This is a genomic window from Pseudomonas sp. CFBP 13602 (assembly GCF_014842725.1).
GTDB classification, from domain to species: domain Bacteria; phylum Pseudomonadota; class Gammaproteobacteria; order Pseudomonadales; family Pseudomonadaceae; genus Aquipseudomonas; species Aquipseudomonas baltica.
The window spans coordinates 250,073-267,079 of record NZ_JACYVT010000007.1; the positions used below are offsets into that span (position 1 = coordinate 250,073).

14 protein-coding genes and 1 tRNA gene are annotated in these 17,007 nt (G+C 63.9%); 9 read left to right on the plus strand and 6 right to left on the minus strand.

Translation table 11 applies throughout. The features are described from left to right. Positions 1 to 45: 45 nt before the first annotated feature. From IFU31_RS16295 to dctM, 8 genes are all read left to right on the plus strand, one after another. Positions 46 to 912 (plus strand): transposase, encoded by an 867-nt coding sequence (locus IFU31_RS16295; RefSeq protein WP_192103742.1) that lies wholly within the window; start codon positions 46 to 48, stop codon positions 910 to 912. 34 nt (positions 913 to 946) lie between these two features. Further along, entirely contained in the window at positions 947 to 2,110 is a 1,164-nt protein-coding gene (locus tag IFU31_RS16300) for an acyl-CoA dehydrogenase family protein (RefSeq protein WP_192057468.1), read from the plus strand. A gap of 10 nt (positions 2,111 to 2,120) precedes the next feature. After that, on the plus strand, positions 2,121 to 3,470 hold the full coding sequence (locus IFU31_RS16305) for an MmgE/PrpD family protein (protein WP_192103744.1): 1,350 nt from the start codon (positions 2,121 to 2,123) through the stop codon (positions 3,468 to 3,470). Positions 3,471 to 3,485: 15 nt separating this feature from the next. Next, the gene (locus IFU31_RS16310) at positions 3,486 to 4,685 is read left to right on the plus strand and encodes a CaiB/BaiF CoA transferase family protein (RefSeq protein ID WP_192103746.1); all 1,200 of its coding nucleotides are present in this window, start codon (positions 3,486 to 3,488) and stop codon (positions 4,683 to 4,685) included. Between the two features lie 72 nt (positions 4,686 to 4,757). Then, positions 4,758 to 5,582 (plus strand): HpcH/HpaI aldolase/citrate lyase family protein, encoded by an 825-nt coding sequence (locus IFU31_RS16315; RefSeq protein WP_192103747.1) that lies wholly within the window; start codon positions 4,758 to 4,760, stop codon positions 5,580 to 5,582. A gap of 174 nt (positions 5,583 to 5,756) precedes the next feature. Continuing rightward, positions 5,757 to 6,755 (plus strand): TRAP transporter substrate-binding protein, encoded by a 999-nt coding sequence (locus IFU31_RS16320; RefSeq protein ID WP_122479700.1) that lies wholly within the window; start codon positions 5,757 to 5,759, stop codon positions 6,753 to 6,755. A 101-nt stretch (positions 6,756 to 6,856) separates the two neighbouring features. Further along, positions 6,857 to 7,489, plus strand: a complete 633-nt coding sequence (locus IFU31_RS16325) for a TRAP transporter small permease (protein ID WP_185793792.1) — start codon at positions 6,857 to 6,859, stop codon at positions 7,487 to 7,489. Beyond that, a complete protein-coding gene (dctM, locus tag IFU31_RS16330; protein ID WP_122479017.1) occupies positions 7,489 to 8,772 on the plus strand; it encodes a C4-dicarboxylate TRAP transporter large permease protein DctM in 1,284 nt (427 codons plus the stop codon). Before IFU31_RS16325 ends, dctM begins: the two co-directional genes overlap by 1 nt. A 37-nt stretch (positions 8,773 to 8,809) precedes the next feature. Here dctM and IFU31_RS16335 read toward each other — a convergent pair whose 3' ends face one another. From IFU31_RS16335 to IFU31_RS16345, 3 genes are all read right to left on the minus strand, one after another. After that, positions 8,810 to 10,051, minus strand: coding sequence for a PrpF domain-containing protein (locus IFU31_RS16335; RefSeq protein ID WP_192057471.1), 1,242 nt, complete (start codon positions 10,049 to 10,051; stop codon positions 8,810 to 8,812). Between the two features lie 38 nt (positions 10,052 to 10,089). Further along, positions 10,090 to 12,705: a PAS domain-containing protein gene (locus IFU31_RS16340; protein WP_342214275.1), complete on the minus strand. Its 2,616-nt coding sequence runs from the start codon at positions 12,703 to 12,705 to the stop codon at positions 10,090 to 10,092. A gap of 261 nt (positions 12,706 to 12,966) precedes the next feature. Further along, a tRNA-Gln gene (locus IFU31_RS16345) sits at positions 12,967 to 13,041 on the minus strand. Positions 13,042 to 13,312: 271 nt separating this feature from the next. On the opposite strand from IFU31_RS16345, the gene yghU reads away from it, so the two are divergent. Beyond that, entirely contained in the window at positions 13,313 to 14,152 is an 840-nt protein-coding gene (gene yghU, locus IFU31_RS16350; RefSeq protein ID WP_192103749.1) for a glutathione-dependent disulfide-bond oxidoreductase, read from the plus strand. A 163-nt stretch (positions 14,153 to 14,315) separates the two neighbouring features. Here the strand turns inward: yghU and IFU31_RS16355 are convergent, their stop codons facing one another. The 3 genes from IFU31_RS16355 to IFU31_RS16365 form a co-directional block, all read right to left on the minus strand. Continuing rightward, positions 14,316 to 14,525 (minus strand): DUF2945 domain-containing protein, encoded by a 210-nt coding sequence (locus IFU31_RS16355; RefSeq protein ID WP_192054028.1) that lies wholly within the window; start codon positions 14,523 to 14,525, stop codon positions 14,316 to 14,318. 79 nt (positions 14,526 to 14,604) lie between these two features. Further along, the gene (locus tag IFU31_RS16360; RefSeq protein ID WP_192103751.1) at positions 14,605 to 15,738 is read right to left on the minus strand and encodes a metallophosphoesterase; all 1,134 of its coding nucleotides are present in this window, start codon (positions 15,736 to 15,738) and stop codon (positions 14,605 to 14,607) included. 181 nt (positions 15,739 to 15,919) lie between these two features. Next, the gene (locus IFU31_RS16365; protein ID WP_192103753.1) at positions 15,920 to 16,825 is read right to left on the minus strand and encodes a LysR substrate-binding domain-containing protein; all 906 of its coding nucleotides are present in this window, start codon (positions 16,823 to 16,825) and stop codon (positions 15,920 to 15,922) included. Positions 16,826 to 17,007 lie beyond the last annotated feature (182 nt).

Here is a 17,007-nt window from a genome sequence, read left to right on the forward strand (position 1 = left end):
CGGCCCTCGCATCATCGCAGCACAACAAAAATGCAGAGGCCACCCATGAGCGCATCAGATTCAGCCATCGACTACAGCGCCTGGATGGGCCGCACCGAGCAGGCGCACGATGTGCTCAGCCAGAACATCGCCGAGCGCATCGCCGCGACCTTCGGCGAACCTGCGCCAAAAGACGGCGAGCCGCTGCCGCCCCTGTGGCAGTGGTGCTTTTTCCAGGCGCCGGTCACCGAAGACCAGTTGGGCACCGATGGCCACCCGTTGCGCGGCGGCTTTCTGCCCGCCGCCGACAATCGCAACCGCATGTGGGCCGGTGGCCGTTTGGAGTTCATCGCGCCACTGACGGTTGGCAGCGCTGCCGAGCGCCTGTCCACTATCCTGCGTATCGAGGAAAAGCACGGCCACACCGGCGCGCTGCTGTTCGTCACGGTGCGCCACGACTACACCCAGGGCGGCCGCCTGTGCCTGCGCGAAGAGCAGGACATCGTCTACCGGGAGCCGAACCCTCCCAAGCTGTCCAGTGACCCTGCACCGGTCGCTGCGCAGTGGAGTGAAACGGTAAAGCCGACCCCGACCCTGCTGTTCCGCTACTCGGCCGTCACTTTCAACGGCCATCGCATCCACTACGACCACCCCTACGTGACTGACGTCGAGGGCTACGCTGGCCTGGTGGTGCACGGGCCGCTGATCGCCACCTTGCTGCTGCGCAGCTTCATCCGCGCCAACCCTCGAAAGCCTGTGCGCCACTTCGCCTACCGCGGCGTACGCCCTTTGACCGTGCCCACTGCGTTCCAGCTCAGTGGCTGCCTGCTCGAACAGGGCAAGGCGCGGCTGTGGGCCGGCAACGAGGCGGGCGTCGCGCAAAGCGCCGATGTCACCTTCGACTCCAGCTCCCCGCCCCAGTCCGGCCACTGACCGCGAACCCATCATCGACTCCGAGAACCGTGCCATGTCCGTCTACGATGAAGAAGACCTCAATGCCATCCGCGAGGGCGTTCGTGCCCTGTGCGCAGAATTCGACGCTGCCTACTGGCGCAAGATCGATGAGGAGAAGGGTTTTCCCGAAACCTTCGTAAAGGCCCTCACCGATGCCGGCTGGCTCTCGGCGATGATTCCCAGCGAATACGGCGGCTCGGGCCTGGGCCTGGCCGAGGCCTCGGTGATCCTCGAAGAGGTCAACGCCTGCGGTGGTAACTCGGGCACGGTGCATGGGCAGATGTACAACATGTTCACCTTGCTGCGCCACGGCAGCGAGGCGCAGAAGCGTCACTACCTGCCCAAGCTGGCCAGTGGCGAATTGCGCCTGCAATCGATGGCGGTAACCGAGCCGACCACCGGCACCGACACCACCAAGATCAAGACCACCGCCGTGCGCCAGGGCGACAAGTACGTCATCAATGGGCAGAAGGTGTGGATCTCCCGAGTGCAGCATTCGGACCTGATGATTCTGCTGGCGCGTACTACACCGCTGGCCCAGGTGACGAAGAAATCCGAAGGCATGTCGATCTTCTTGGTCGATCTGCGTGAAGCGATCGGCAAGGGGCTGACCGTGCAGCCGATCGCCAACATGGTCAACCACGAGACCAACGAGCTGTTCTTCGACAACCTCGAACTGCCCGCCGACAGCCTCATCGGCGAGGAGGGCAAGGGGTTTCGCTATATCCTCGACGGCCTCAATGCCGAGCGGACGCTGATCGCCGCCGAATGCATCGGCGATGGTCGCTGGTTCATCGAAAAGGCCAGTGCCTACGCCCGCGATCGAGTGGTCTTCGGCCGGCCGATCGGACAGAACCAGGGCGTGCAGTTCCCGATTGCCGAAGCGCACATCGAGATCGAAGCAGCCGACCTGATGCGCTGGCGCGCCTGTGCCGAATATGACAGCGGGCAGAACGCCGGCGCCAGCGCCAACATGGCCAAGTACCTGGCGGCCAAGGCTTCGTGGGAGGCCGCCAATGCCTGCCTGCAGACCCACGGCGGCTTCGGTTTCGCCTGCGAATACGACGTCGAGCGCAAGTTTCGCGAAACCCGCCTGTACCAGGTCGCGCCGATCTCCACCAATTTGATCCTGTCCTACGTGGCCGAGCATCTGCTCGAATTGCCACGCAGTTTCTGAGGAGCTGTCGATGAACGCCACGCACCGTTTGGCCACCTTCCTCGCCGACCTGCACTACGAGCACATTCCCGAGCCCGTCCTCGCCCGTTGCGAAGACCTGTTCCTGGACTGGATGGGCTCGGCACTGGCCAGCCAGGGGGCCCATCCCATTCCCCTGTTCGAGCGCTATGCACGGCGCATGGGGCCCGGCGACGGCCCCGCCAGGATGCTGGGCAGCGGCCAAGGCACATCGGCCTACTTCGCCGCGCTGGTGAACGGTGCCGCGTCGCACCTGGTCGAGCAGGACGATCTGCACAACAGCTCGGTACTGCACCCGGCCACGGTGGTGTTTTCCGCCGTCCTGGCTGCGGCTCAGGATCGCGGCAAGTCGGGGCGCGAGCTGCTGCTGGCGGCCGTGGCCGGTTACGAGGCCGGCATCCGCATCGGCGAGTTCATGGGCCGCTCCCACTATCGGATCTTCCACACCACAGCCACGGTTGGCACCCTGGCTGCCGCCGTGGCCGTGGGCAAGCTGCTGGGGTTCGACCGCGAACAGTTCATCAACCTGTTGGGCACTGCCGGCACCCAGGCCGCCGGGCTCTGGGAATTCCTGCGCGATGCGGCCGATTCCAAGCAGTTGCACGCCGCCAAGGCTGCTGCCGATGGCTTGCTGGCGGCGTACATGACCGAAGACGGTTTGAGCGGTGCGCGCAACATCCTCGAAGGCGAGCAAGGCCTGGCGGCCGGTATGTCCAGCGACGCCGACGCCACCCGCCTGGACGATCGGCTCGGCAGCCGCTGGGCGCTGGCGGAAACCTCGTTCAAGTTCCACGCCTCGTGCCGCCACACCCACCCTGCCGCCGACGCCTTGCTGCACTTGATGCAACGCGAGGGCCTGCAGCACGAACAGATCGCCGAGGTCGTCACGCGCGTCCATCAGGGTGCCATCGATGTGCTCGGGCGGGTGGTCAAGCCCAGCACGGTGCACCAGGCCAAGTTTTCCATGGGCGCGGTGTTGGGTCTGATTGCCGTACACGGCAGTGCGCAATTGATCGAGTTCCGCGATCTGGCGCTGACCGACCCTGCTGTCGACGGCTTCCGAGAGAAGGTCAGCATGGAGCTGGACCGCGAGGTCGACGCCGCCTACCCCGCGCGCTGGCTGGGACGGGTCGTCGTTACCACCACCGATGGCCGCACCTTGAGCGCCGCGATCGACGAGCCCAAGGGCGACCCTGGCAATACCCTTTCGCGCGCAGAACTGGAAGACAAGTTCCTGCGTCTGCTGGCCTTTTCCGGTGCACGTACGGCGAGCCAGGCGCGTGTGCTGATCGACAAGATCTGGCACCTGCGCGACGCATCGACCCTGAACGATTTGTTCTGACCCACAGGTGATCCCATGACCGAGCTCAATCCGCGTCCGCTGGACGGTATCACCGTCGTCAGCCTGGAACACGCCATCGCCGCGCCGTTCTGCACCCGCCAACTGGCCGACCTCGGTGCGCGCGTGGTGAAAATCGAACGCCCCGGCAGCGGTGACTTCGCCCGTGGCTACGACCAGCGTGTCGACGGCCTGGCGTCGCATTTCGTCTGGACCAACCGTTCCAAGGAAAGCCTGACCCTGGACCTCAAGCAGCAAGCCGCCGACTCGGTCCTGCACGGCCTGCTGGCCAAGGCCGACGTGCTGGTGCAGAACCTGGCACCCGGCGCTGCAGCGCGGATGGGCCTGTCGTTCGAGGCGTTGCACGCGCGTTATCCGCGACTGATCGTCTGCGACATTTCCGGCTACGGCGAAGGCGGCCCCTATGAGAAGAAAAAAGCCTACGACCTGTTGATCCAGAGCGAGGGCGGCTTTCTCTCGGTGACCGGCGGCCCCGGCGAAGACGAGCGGGCCAAGGCCGGCTGCTCGATCGCCGACATCGCCGCCGGCATGTACGCCTACACCGGGGTGCTCTCGGCGTTGATGCTGCGCGACAAGACTGGGGTGGGCAGCCGGATCGACGTGTCGATGCTCGAAAGCCTGGTGGAGTGGATGGGCTATCCGCTGTATTACGCCTACAAGGGTGCGCCACCGCCCGCCCGCGCCGGTGCGGCGCATTCCACGATCTATCCGTACGGACCGTTCCCGACCGGGCACGGCGGGACCATCATGCTCGGCCTGCAGAACGAGCGTGAATGGGCGCTGTTCTGCGACAAGGTGCTGCTGGATGCGTCGCTGGCCGACGACGCGCGCTTTTCCAGCAACTTCGAACGCTCGCGCAACCGCGATGAACTGCGGCAGATCATCGTCGACAGCTTTGCGCAGCTGTCGGTCGAACAGGTGCTGGCCCGTCTGGAAACCGCACAGATCGCCAATGCCCAGGTCAACGACATGGCCGGCGTCTGGCGGCATCCGCAACTCGCCGCACGCGAGCGCTGGCGTGAGGTGGACAGCCCCTCCGGCAAGCTTCCCGCTTTGTTGCCGCCGGCCAGCAACACCGCGTTCGTCCCGCGCATGGACGCGGTGCCCGCGCTGGGACAGCACACGGCGGGAATTCTCGAGGAACTGGGCTACTCCGCCGATCAACGGGCGCAGATGAGCGCCAGCGGCGTGATCTGACGCACCAACCGGCACCTTCGGTATCGCCGCCGCCTGCTGCGGCGTGCCACGACCAACACGGGAATCCGCGCCATGCCGACCTCTCCCCTTCGCTCGGCGCTGTTCGTGCCGGGCAGCCGCCCCGAACGGTTCGCCAAGGCCCTGGCCGCTGGCGCCGACGCGGTGATCGTCGATTTCGAAGACGCCGTGGAAGAAGCACTCAAACCCCACGCGCGTCAGCACCTTGCAGATTTTCTGCGGCACACCGACACGGCGCAGGTCATGGTTCGAGTGAATGCCCCAGGGCATGCCCAGCACGCCAGCGACCTGGCCTTCTGCGCGAACAATCCTGGCGTGGTGGGGGTGGTGCTGCCCAAGACCGAGACCTGCGCGCAACTCGCCACGGCCTGCCAGAGCGGCAAACCGTTGTGGCCCATCATCGAGAGCGCCAAAGGCTTGCTGGCGCTGCAGGCGATCGCCCATGGCCCCGGGGTGCAGCGCCTGTGCTTTGGCAGTCTGGACCTGGCCCTGGATCTGGGCCTGAGCCACGGTACACCTGCGGCGGAGGCTTTTCTGGATCAGGGCCGAATGAGCGTGCAACTGCACTCGCGTGCCGCCGCCCTGTTGCCGCCCCTGGACGGTGTGTTCGCCGCCCTGGACGACACGCCGGGGTTGCAACGCGCCATCGAACACGCGCGCAACCTCGGCTACGGCGGTGCACTGTGCATTCACCCCAGACAGGTGGCGGTCATTCATGCCGCACTGGCGCCCAGCGCGGCAGAGCTCCAATGGGCTCATGCGGTGCTGGCGGCCAGTACGGCTGCGAAAGGTGCGGGGGCTTTCCAGTTCGATGGCCAGATGATCGATGCACCGGTACTGCTGCGTGCCAGACGCCTGGTGGAATCATCGGGCGGCTAGCCTGCGCATTGGCGTTCGCCAGAGCCGAACGCCGGGTTATGCAAATACAGATTTTCGCCACAGGCGCGATTGAGCGACCCTGAAGCTGAAAACACTTCTACGCTGCATCGGGCCGGTTGGCTCGAAACAGCCGCCAAAAATGGATTGTCCTACAACAATAACAAGGTGATCTCGATGTTCAAGCTGACCCAGGCGCTGCTCTGCGCCGCCGCCGTTTCGATGGCAACCCTGGCCCAGGCCGCCGATCCCGTCGTCATCAAGTTCGCCCATGTGGTGGCGGAGAACACCCCCAAGGGCCAAGGCGCACTGCTGTTCCAGAAACTGGTGGCCGCCGACCCCAAGCTCAAGGACAAGGTGAAAGTGGAGGTCTATCCCAACTCCTCGTTGTTCGGCGACGGCAAGGAGATGGAAGCACTGTTGCTGGGCGACGTGCAGATGCTCGCTCCCTCGCTGGCCAAGTTCGAGCACTACACCAAGCAGGTGCAGATCTTCGATCTGCCGTTCCTGTTCGATGACCTGGCTGCGGTCGACCGCTTCCAGCAGGGGCCGCAGGGCAAAGCGCTGTTGACCTCGATGGACGACAAGGGCATTCACGGCCTGGCCTATTGGCACAACGGCCTGAAGCAACTGTCGGCGAACAAGAAGGTGATCCTGCCCAAGGACGCCCGCGGTCTGAAATTCCGTGTGCAAGCCTCCAGCGTACTCGAGGAGCAGTTCAAGGCGATCCGCGCCAACCCGCGCAAGATGAGTTTCGCCGAGGTCTACCAGGGCCTGCAGACCGGCACCGTGAATGGCACCGAGAATACCTGGTCGAACTACGAAAGCCAGAAGGTCCATGAGGTCCAGCCGTTCTTCACCGAGACCAACCATGGCCTGATCGACTACATGGTGATCACCAACTCCAAGTTCTGGAACGGCCTGCCCGACGATGTCCGCGGCGAACTGCAAACGCTCATGGACCAGGTCACCGTCGAGGTGAACAAGCAGGCCGAGGCCCTGAACCAGACCGCCCGGCAGAAAATCATCGATGCCAAGACCAGTGAGATCGACCCGCTGACGGCCGAGCAACGCGAACAGTGGCGCGAAGCCATGCGCCCGGTCTGGGACAAATTCTCCGAGCAGATCGGACCCGACCTGATCAAGGCAGCCGAAGCCTCCAACAAGGCCTCGTAAGCGCCTGTCCCGTACCCATCACCGCTGGCCAGGGCCAGCGGTGATGGACGCGCGGCTGCCCGGTGGGCGGCGGTCGCTCTCACGACGTTCGGAGAATTCCTATGCAATCGCTCAGGCAAGTCTGGGAGCGTTTCGAAGAAGGCATGATCGCCTTCCTGCTGGCTGCCATGACACTGGTGACGTTCACTTACGTCGCGCTCAACAACCTCTACACGATGTTCTACGTCCTCAGCGACAAATGGGCGTGGAGCAGCGATCTGTTCGCCGGTATCGGTGATCACCTGATGGGTTACGCCCAGGAAATGACCTGGAGCATCGCGCTGACCAAAGCACTGTTCGGCTGGCTGATCTTCTTCGGCATCGCCTATGGCGTGCGTACTGCCGGCCACTTGGGAGTCGACGTGCTGGTCAAGAAAACCAGCAAGCCGGCCCAGCGTGTCCTGGCAATGATCGCCTGCGGCTGCTGCCTGCTGTATGCCGGCCTGTTCCTGGTCGCCAGCATCAAGTGGGTGTCGGCGGTTCTGGTGGCCGGCATCGGTGCCGAGGATCTGGATCGCTACGGCATCGAAGTCGGCCACATCGCGCTGATCGTGCCGATCGGCTTCGCCCTGATCATCGCCCGCTACCTGGAAATCATGTACCGCATCTACAGCCATCGGCAGACCGGGTTGGGCCTGGCCGACGAGGCTGCCGAAGCCAGCAAGCTGGCCCACCCTGGCGAGGAGCAACGCTGATGACCGTTATCTGCCTGTTCCTGCTGCTGTTCGTGTTCATGTTCCTGGGCGTGCCCATCGCCATTTCGCTGGGCCTGTCCGGCGCGGTGTCGATCCTGCTGTTCAGCCAGGACTCCCTGAGCTCGCTGGCGATCAAACTGTTCGAGACCTCGGACAGCTACACCTTTCTGGCGATCCCGTTCTTTCTGCTGTCCGGCGCCTTCATGACCACCGGCGGCGTGGCACAACGGCTGATCGATTTCGCCAACGCCTGCGTGGGCCATATCCGTGGCGGCCTGGCGATCGCTGCGGTGCTGGCCTGCATGCTGTTCGCCGCGCTGTCCGGATCGTCGCCGGCCACCGTTGCAGCGGTCGGTTCGATTGCCGTAGCCGGCATGGTGCGCTCCGGCTATCCACGCGAGTTCGGCGCCGGCATCATCTGCAACGCCGGCACCCTGGGCATTCTCATCCCGCCTTCGATCGTGATGGTGGTGTATTCGGCGGCCACCGAGACCTCGGTGGGCAAGCTGTTCATGGCCGGGGTGATTCCGGGCATCCTGCTCGGCGTGATCTTGATGGTGGTGATCTACATCGTTGCGCGAATCAAGAAACTGCCGGCGCAGCCCAGGGCCACCTTCCGCGAATGGCTGAGCACTGCCCGCCGTGCCTTCTGGGGCCTGCTGTTGCTGGTGATCATCCTCGGCGGCATCTACAGCGGCATGTTCACTCCCACCGAAGCAGCCGCCGTGGCGGCGGTCTACTCGGCGTTCATCGCGCTGTTCGTATACAAGGACATGCGCCTTGCCGAATGCCCGAAGGTGCTCCTCGAATCGGGCCGCCTGACGATCATGTTGTTGTTCATCATCGCCAACGCCATGCTTTTCGCCCACGTGCTGACCACCGAACAGATACCGCAGCAGATCACCAACTGGGTGCTGTCCGAAGGCCTGACGCCACTGGGTTTCCTGATCATGGTCAACATCGTGTTGCTGGTGGCCGGCAGCTTCATGGAGCCTTCGGCGATCATCCTGATCCTGGCGCCGATCTTCTTCCCGATCGCCATGGAGCTGGGCATCGACCCGATTCACCTGGGCATCGTCATGGTGGTCAACATGGAGATCGGCCTGGTCCATCCGCCGGTAGGCCTGAACCTGTTCGTCACCTCGGCCGTCACCGGACTGACCCTGGGCCAGACCATTCGCGCCGCCCTGCCGTGGCTGTCGATCCTGCTGATGTTCCTGCTGCTGGTGACCTACGTGCCCTTCATCTCCCTGGCCCTGCCGAACTGGCTGGGCATGCCGTAGCTACCCGCTGCTGCCGGGCCCTGCAGGGCTCGGTGGCTCAGGATCGAACGCCGAGCAGTGCCTGTCGCAGTTCACTCGAAGCCCCGGACAGCGGCACGTGGCCGCGCATGAGGACCTGCGTGCTGCGGCGGTAGGCCGCGCTGTGGATCTGCAGATGCCCAGCGTCCAACGCCGCCACAACCGTGGTGTCCAGGCGCCCGGCCGGGTTTTCGATGCTGACCTGGATGTCCATGAGGGATACACCCGGTGTGGCAATACCCAAGGCCACGCGGTGGGCAGTGGTGCCCGGCAGCAGGCAGGCGGCAGCCAGGCAGCAACCGCCGGATACGGCCATGGAGGCGTGGCCGGTCTGAGGCGTGAAGTAGCGCACCGCGATGTTGCCGCCATCGCGTGGGGCGGCGACGATGCAGATTTTCGGAATGGTTTCGCTGCGGGCCAGTTCGGCGGCGGTCATCAACACGCCATCCTTGCGGCGCAGGCCCATTTTCAATCCGGCCTGGGTCCACAGGGTACGCAGCTTGGCCATGAAGGCTTGATCGGCCGCCAGTGTCGCCACAGGTTCATGGCCGGTCTTGCCCAGGCTGCTCGCCTCCACGATGACCATCGGCACCGCTACGTCCACGCAGGACACCTCGATACCCTCGATGCGGTCGATTACCGCTCCGGTCGGCAGCAGGGCGCCGGTCTTGTTGCCCACCGGTGCATGGAGAAACAGATCGACCGCCGGATACTCGCCCATCACGCCGGGAATCGCCGTTTCGGTGAAACGTCCTTGCGCATCACGCTGCATGCGCGCCGAGGTGATCACGCCGGTGTTGGTATTGCGAATGTCGACTTCGCAGAGGCCACTGGCCGATGCTTCGACCAGCTCCATGTCCAGCGCCCACAGCAGCAGCGCACTGGACATGTTGCCGCAGTTGACGCTCCAGTCGATCTGCGCGTGATCGCTGGCCAGCTGCGCCAGGGTGCTGATCAAACGGACACCGTCGCCGACGCGCTCGGTGTTCATCACGAAGACCTTGTTGCTGGTCGCCGGGCCACGGCCCAGGCCGGTGATCTGCCGATTGCCGGCATAGCTGCCCACGGCAGGCACACCCATCAATTGGCGCAGCAGCTGCTCGCGCAGCACGCTGTCGGCAGGCAGCAACGGCTCCCACAGGACAACGCCAGTCGACGTACCGCCACGCATGTAGTGCGCGGGGATTTCCACTGAGCCAAGGCGGCATCGCGACTGCCAGCCGGGTTGCAGATCTGCCGTGGTGGCAACGAATCGGTTCATCGACAACTCCTGCGAAGGCCTACGCTACGACGCGCGGCTCAAGGGCTCATCAGCTCCCGGACCCTGGCAGCCAGGGTATCCATGGCAAACGGTTTGGTCAGCACCTGCATGTCCGGACCCAGATAGCCGTTGCCGATCGCTGCGTTTTCAGCGTAGCCCGTGATGAACAGCACCTTGAGGTCGGAGCGCACCTCACGCCCGGCATCGGCCATCTGCCGGCCGTTCATGCCGCCTGGCAAACCGACGTCGGTGATCAGCAGGTCGATGCGCACATCCGACTGCAGGACCTTGAGCCCGGCGAGGCTGTCCGCCGCCTCGATCAGGGTATAGCCCAGATCGCCGAGCACATCGATCAGCAGCATGCGCACCGTCGGTTCGTCGTCGACGACCAGGATGGTTTCTCCGGCATGGGCCGCGGCAGCCAGCGACTCGCGGGTTTCCGGCAGTTCGTCATCGACCTCGCCATAATAGCGTGGCAGGTAGATGCGCATGGTGGTGCCCTGCCCCAGCTCGGAATAGATCCGCACCTGGCCACCCGACTGCTTGGCGAAGCCATAGATCATCGACAGGCCCAGGCCTGTGCCCTGGCCGATGGGCTTGGTGGTGAAAAACGGATCGAACGCCTTGGCGATGATATCCGGCGACATACCGGTGCCGGTGTCGGTGACGCTGACCGACAGGTATTGCCCTTCGGGAATGTCATGGGTACGGGCCGCCTCCCGGTCCATCCAGCGGTTGGCCGTCTCGATGGTGATCTGACCGCCATCGGGCATGGCATCGCGGGCGTTGATGCACAGGTTCAGCAACGCGTTTTCCAACTGGCTGACATCGACCAGGGTCGGCCACAGGTTGATGGCGCCGACCGTCTCCACGCGAATACTGGGGCCTACCGTGCGCTGGATCAGCTCGGTCATGCCTTCCATCAGCACGTTGACATCGGTGGGTCGCGGGTCGAGCGTCTGTCGCCGCGAGAAGGCCAGCAAACGGTGGGTCAGCGCCGCCGCGCGCTTGGTGGCGCCTTGGGCAGTGCTGATGTACTTGTCGGTTTCCATCCAGCGGCCTTGGGCAATGCGCGTGCTCATCAGCTCCAGCGCGCCGGAAATGCCCGCCAGCAGGTTGTTGAAATCATGGGCCAGACCACCGGTGAGCTGGCCGACCGCTTCCATTTTCTGCGACTGGCGCAGTTTTTCTTCGGCCTGGATCAGCTTGACCGTGCGCTCGGTCACTCGTTGTTCCAGCGTATCGTTGAGCGCGCGCAACGCAGACAGGGCCCGATCGCGCTCGGCCTCGACCGAGCGGCGCGCCTCGACGTCGATCAGCACGCCTGGAAAACGCAGTGGCTGGCCTTGCGCATCGTTCTCGACGCGACCGTTGGCTTCGATCCAGTAGTAGTGGCCGTCGGCCCGGCGCACGCGATACTGATGGGAATAACTGCCACCGCGCTGGATCACTTCATCGATGGCGGCAGCCAAGCCCTCCTGGTCATCGGGATGCACAGTGGCCACGATCGTCTCGAGGCTCAGGCCTTCGCGGCCCAGTTTCGGGTCCAGCCCGAACGCCGCCGCAAACCCCTCATCGACCGCAAAACGATCGGTTGGCAGATGCCAGTGCCACGTCCCGATGATGGCCCCGGCCGCCAGTGCCAGCTGGACGCGCTCGATGTTTTCCCGGGCCACGGCCTCGCTGGCGCGCAGTCGCTCCTCGGCATTACGCCGCTCGGTAACGTCGCTGAAGATGATGGCAATGATGCGCTCGTCGCTGGAACCGAACTTCACCGCCCGCACATCGAACCAGCGCTTGAACGCTTCGGCGTAGTTCTCGAACGTCGCGGGCTCGCCGGTCTTGGCCACATGGCCATAGGTGTCGAACCAGAACTGTTCCAGGTCCGGGGCGAATTCGGTCACCCAACGCCCACGCAGGTTGACCCCGGCCTGGCGCTCGAAGGCCGGATTGGCTTCCAGGAACCGGTAATCGACCGGCAGATCCTGCTCGTCGAACTTGACCTCGACGATGGCAAAGGCCGATTCGATGTTTTCAAGAATCTTGCGGAAGCGCTCTTCGCTTTCGCGCAGCGCGCTTTCGGCAGCGCGTGTGCGGGTCAGGTCGAGCATCGCACCGATCATGCGCACCGCCTGGCCTTCGGCATTGCGGATCACATGGCCGCGGTCGAGCACTTCGGCATAGCTGCCATCGTGCCGCTGGAAACGGTATTCACCGGACCAAGCCGACAGCGTGCCGTCTATCACTGCATGGATGGAAGTGTCGACGCGGGTGCGGTCTTCTGGGTGGATGTGCTCGATCCACCATTCGCCAGTGCCTTCCACTGAAGCCAGAGGATGCCCATAGGCCTGTTCCAGCGCCTCGTTCCACACCACATGGTTGCGGCTCAGGTCCCAATCCCAGATCGCGTCGTTGGTGGCCTTGACGGCCAGGCGGTAACGCTCCTGGGTTTCCTTGAAGCTTTCGAGGGCCGCTCGTTCACGGGCATCACTCGTGGCCTGCGATAGACCTTCAGCGTCATCGCCTGCGAGCTCTGGATGTGGAACCGACGCTTGCAGCTGCTCCAGGGCGGCACGGGTCCGTGCGTCGCCCGGATCGAAGCCTGCTTCCTGCAATACCCGGCGCAGACGCTCGACCTGAGAAGCAGTTGCCACGTTTGTCGTGTGATTCAGAACGCCTCCAACTACCCTATCAAGGTGATATCAATGGTTGCATCGCCATGCCTTATAGGCAGTGGCCTGACCGCACAGTTCCAGACGCAAGCGGTGCCAGAAGGCCAAGGTAGCGACCACAGGCGTTTCGCCAGGCAATGTTCGAGGTGCCGTCAATAGAAGCGATCGCAACAAGATCAATGCACAGTATATTGTGGGTAGAGAGAGGATGGGACGAGAATGCTGGTTCAAGTGACCGGTTAATGGCAGGGGCGGCTGGATTCGAACCAACGCATGGCAGGATCAAAACCTGCTGCCTTACCGCTTGGCGACGCCCCTGTATCCGGTGCAAGAAGTGCCAATTGCTGGCCTCTGCATGAACGAGCGGGAATTTATCAGGTTTCTTTTCCACAGGAAACCCCATGCGCAACAAATATTCTTGAAAAACAGCTGGTTGCTACTCGACGGTACTGCAACGGGTCCCGAACGGTACGGGGATGAACTGTACCGGCCCGGGCCAAGTCCTATCTTCACCACATACTTCCCACGCCAGGCACGGGTGTTCAAGCACCGTGAAGGCACATCTCAAGCCCATCAGGAGGCGCACTGCATGAGCCCTACCCCCTACGTTCCGCCCAAGGTCTGGAAAAACGACGCAGACTCCGGCGGCCAGTTTTCCAAGACCAATCGCCCCACTGCCGGGGCCACCCACGAACAGCCATTGCCGGTGGGCAAGCACCCGCTGCAGCTCTATTCACTGGCGACGCCCAATGGTGTGAAGGTCAGCATCATGCTCGAGGAGCTGTTGGAACTGGGCCACGCCGAGGCTGAATACGATGCCTGGCCGATTCGCATCGGCGATGGCGATCAGTTCTCCAGTGGTTTCGTGGAAATCAATCCGAACTCGAAAATTCCCGCGCTGCTGGACCGCAGCGAAGGCGCAAGCGTGCGGGTGTTCGAGTCGGGATCGATCCTGTTGTATCTGGCGGAGAAATTTGGGGAGTTCCTGCCGGCGGACCCCGTCGCCCGTACCGAAGCGATGAACTGGCTGCTCTGGCAGATGGGCGCGGCGCCTTACCTGGGCGGCGGCTTCGGGCATTTCTACGCCTACGCGCCTGAGAAGCTGGAATACCCAATCAACCGCTTCACCATGGAAGCCAAGCGCCAGCTCGATGTGCTGGACAAGCAATTGGCCCAGACCCGTTATGTGGCCGGTGCTGACTACACCATTGCCGACATTGCTATCTGGCCCTGGTACGGGCAACTGGTGCGCGGCAATCTGTATGACGCGGCGCAGTTTCTGTCGGTCGAGGAGTACCCTCACTTACAGCGCTGGGCCGAGGACATCGCACAACGCGCTGCCGTGCAGCGCGGCCAGCGGGTCAACCGCACCTGGGGCGATGAAGCGACCCAAGTGCCGGAACGGCATAGCGCTGCGGATTTCAAATAACGCTCCCCCTGTAGCAGCGGCGCAAGCCGCGTCCGCCCTCACCCGTCACCTGTAGGAGCGGTCAGCGGCCGCGAAAAGGGCACCGCGCACTGCCTGATCCACCGCGCCGTCCGGTTCGCGGTCACAGACCGCTCCTACAGATCGCCGACAGCCCTGCGCCGCATCACGCCTTGTGCAGGGCATCGGCGTGGTGGAGCGCCGAATGCCCGGTCTTGTCGCTCTTCACCTCGTACTGCGGTTCGTCCCTGGACGCCGGGCGGTGCTTGCCCATGAACTCCACATCCTTGACGTGGACCTTGGTCACCTTGCCGTGGATCTCGCCCGCTTCGGAATTCCAGCGTACCGCATCGCCTACCTTGAATGCATTGCTCACCTGCTCGCCCCTGTTGTGATTGAACACGCGTCAGACAAGTGAGTACGGCCTGCGCCGTTGATTCCAATCAGCTGCCGTTTCATTGGCCGGACGGTACCGCACGCAAGGTGAACTCGGTGATCTCGGACGGTACGCCCAGGCGGATCGGAAAGCCGTTCCACAACCCGCTGCCGTTGCTGACATACAACTGCAGGCCGGCGCGGCGATACAAACCCGAGACGAACCCTTCGTTGGCCCTGGCCACTACCTGGTCGAAGCCGCGAATCATCCCGCCGTGGGTGTGCCCGGAAAGCTGCAGGTCGACCCCGGCAGCGATCGCCTCATCGATCCCCGCAGGTCGGTGGTTGAGCAAGACGATCGGTGCCCCGGCCGGTGCGCCGCGCAGGGCCAGCTCCAGGTCCGGCGCACTGCCGCCGTACTGGGTGGCGACCTTGTCGGTGATACCGGCGATGACCAACTGCCCGCGCGCGTCGCCAACCACTTCATGCTGGTTGATCAGGCTGTGCATGCCGGCTTCGCGGAATCTGGCCATCCAGCCTTCGTTGCCAAAATAGTATTCATGGTTGCCGGGGATGGCGATCACGCCATTGCGGGCGCGCAGTTGCGCCAAAGGCCGCACATCGGTGGCCCGCGCCTGCAAGGTCCCATCGATGAGGTCGCCGGTGATCACCACCAGATCAGGCGCCAGCGCGTTGCTGCGCTTGACCACTTCTTCCACCCAGGGCTCGGGAAACAGCACGCTGATGTGCAGGTCGGACAACTGCACCAGCCGGAAGCCGTCCATCGACGCGGCAAGCCCGGGAATCTCCAGCTCCAGCTGACGCACCTCCGGCACGCGGGTGGCCTGGGCCACGCCAAAACCCGAGACTGCTAGCGCCAGGGCCGCGACGCCGCAGCGCCACTTGGCCAGGGCTTCACGCGACAGGCGATGGCGCCGGACCAGACGGGTGAACAGGATGCCAAGGTCCAGCACCAGCACCAACACGAACAACAGGGCAAACGCGGTGAAGGCCCACCCGGCGCCATAGGCCACCGCGTACGGCACTTCGGGCGAGTACATCGTCCCGGTGAAGGCGAGGATCAACATGTGGTACTTGGACGCGGCCAGCAGTGCCAGGCCGATCAGCACGCGCCAGCCGGTGGCCAGGGGCAGCGGGTAGACGAAGCGCAGCGCAACATACAGGAAGGCGACAGTCGCATAGATATGAAACACAGGGATTCCTCATGGTCAGTGGCACTCTGACAGCTAGCCGCTTCGATGGTTGGTCGGCGAAGTTGCTACAGAACATGTAGGAGCGGTCTGTGGCCGCGAAATGAGCGCCGCGGTACGGCAGATAATACGCAGGGCGCCCTTCGCGGCCGAAGACCGCTCCCAAAGGGGATCGGGTATCCGATCAACTGTCCGGAAACGGAATGGACAACAACCACTCGCGGAAGGCTACCAGCGACGGCAGCTGCTGGTTGTGCGTCGGGTACGCCAGGTAGTACCCGCGCCCGCTTTCCATGGGTTCGAACAAGGTCACCAACTCACCCTGGGCGATCTCGTCCTGCACCAGGATGCGCGGCACCAAGCCGATCCCGATGCCAGCGATGACGGCCTGAATCAGATGCGCGGTGTGCTCGAAGCTCGGCCCCAGACGCATGCTCGGCGACCCTGCCAGCCCGACGCTGGCGAACCAGTCCGACCAGGCGTGGGGGCGCGACACTACACCCAGCAACAGCTGCCGAGCGGCGTCCTGCACCGACACGTGCGCATGCCCAGGCAGGGCCCTGGGGCTGGCCACCACCACCAGCTTCTCCGAAAGCAGCCGGTGCGCCATATAGCCCGGCCACTGCCCCGACCCCGCGCAGATGATCGCGCTCATGTCCTGCGCGCCTTCGGACAGGTCCCCACCCACGATTCGCGAATGGATATGCACCAGGCTGCCGGGATGGCGAGCGTAGAAATCGCCCATCCGCGGCATCAGCCATTTGGAAGCGAAGGTCGGCAGCACCGCCAGGTGCAGGGTATCGGCCTCGGCACGGTGCGAAATGGTCTGCAGGGTAGCGCCACGAATGCGCGCCAGCGCTCCGGCCAGTTCGTGCTGATACAGCGCGCCCGCCGCCGTCAGCTCGATGTGCCTGCCGTCACGCCTGAACAGCATCACTTCCAGCAGCGCTTCGAGCGCCTGCACCTGTCGGCTCACTGCACTCTGGGTCAGGGCCAACTCGGCCGCCGCCCGAGTGAAACTGCCGTGGCGGCCGGCCGCTTCGAACGCCAGCAACAACGACATGGAGGGCGTGAGCCGTCTGGGATTCATTCATTGAACTCATGCAAAAACCGAAGGATATACGTTTGCCAGCTCGTCGTGCATTCGCGAAAATACGTCCACACCCCCTGTGTTGCAAGCAACCTGCAGCATGGGCAGGCCTGTCTCTGCAGAGCGACCGCGGTAAGCAGTGCCCACCGCCAGCCCGCATATTTCGAATGCAGACCCTTCAA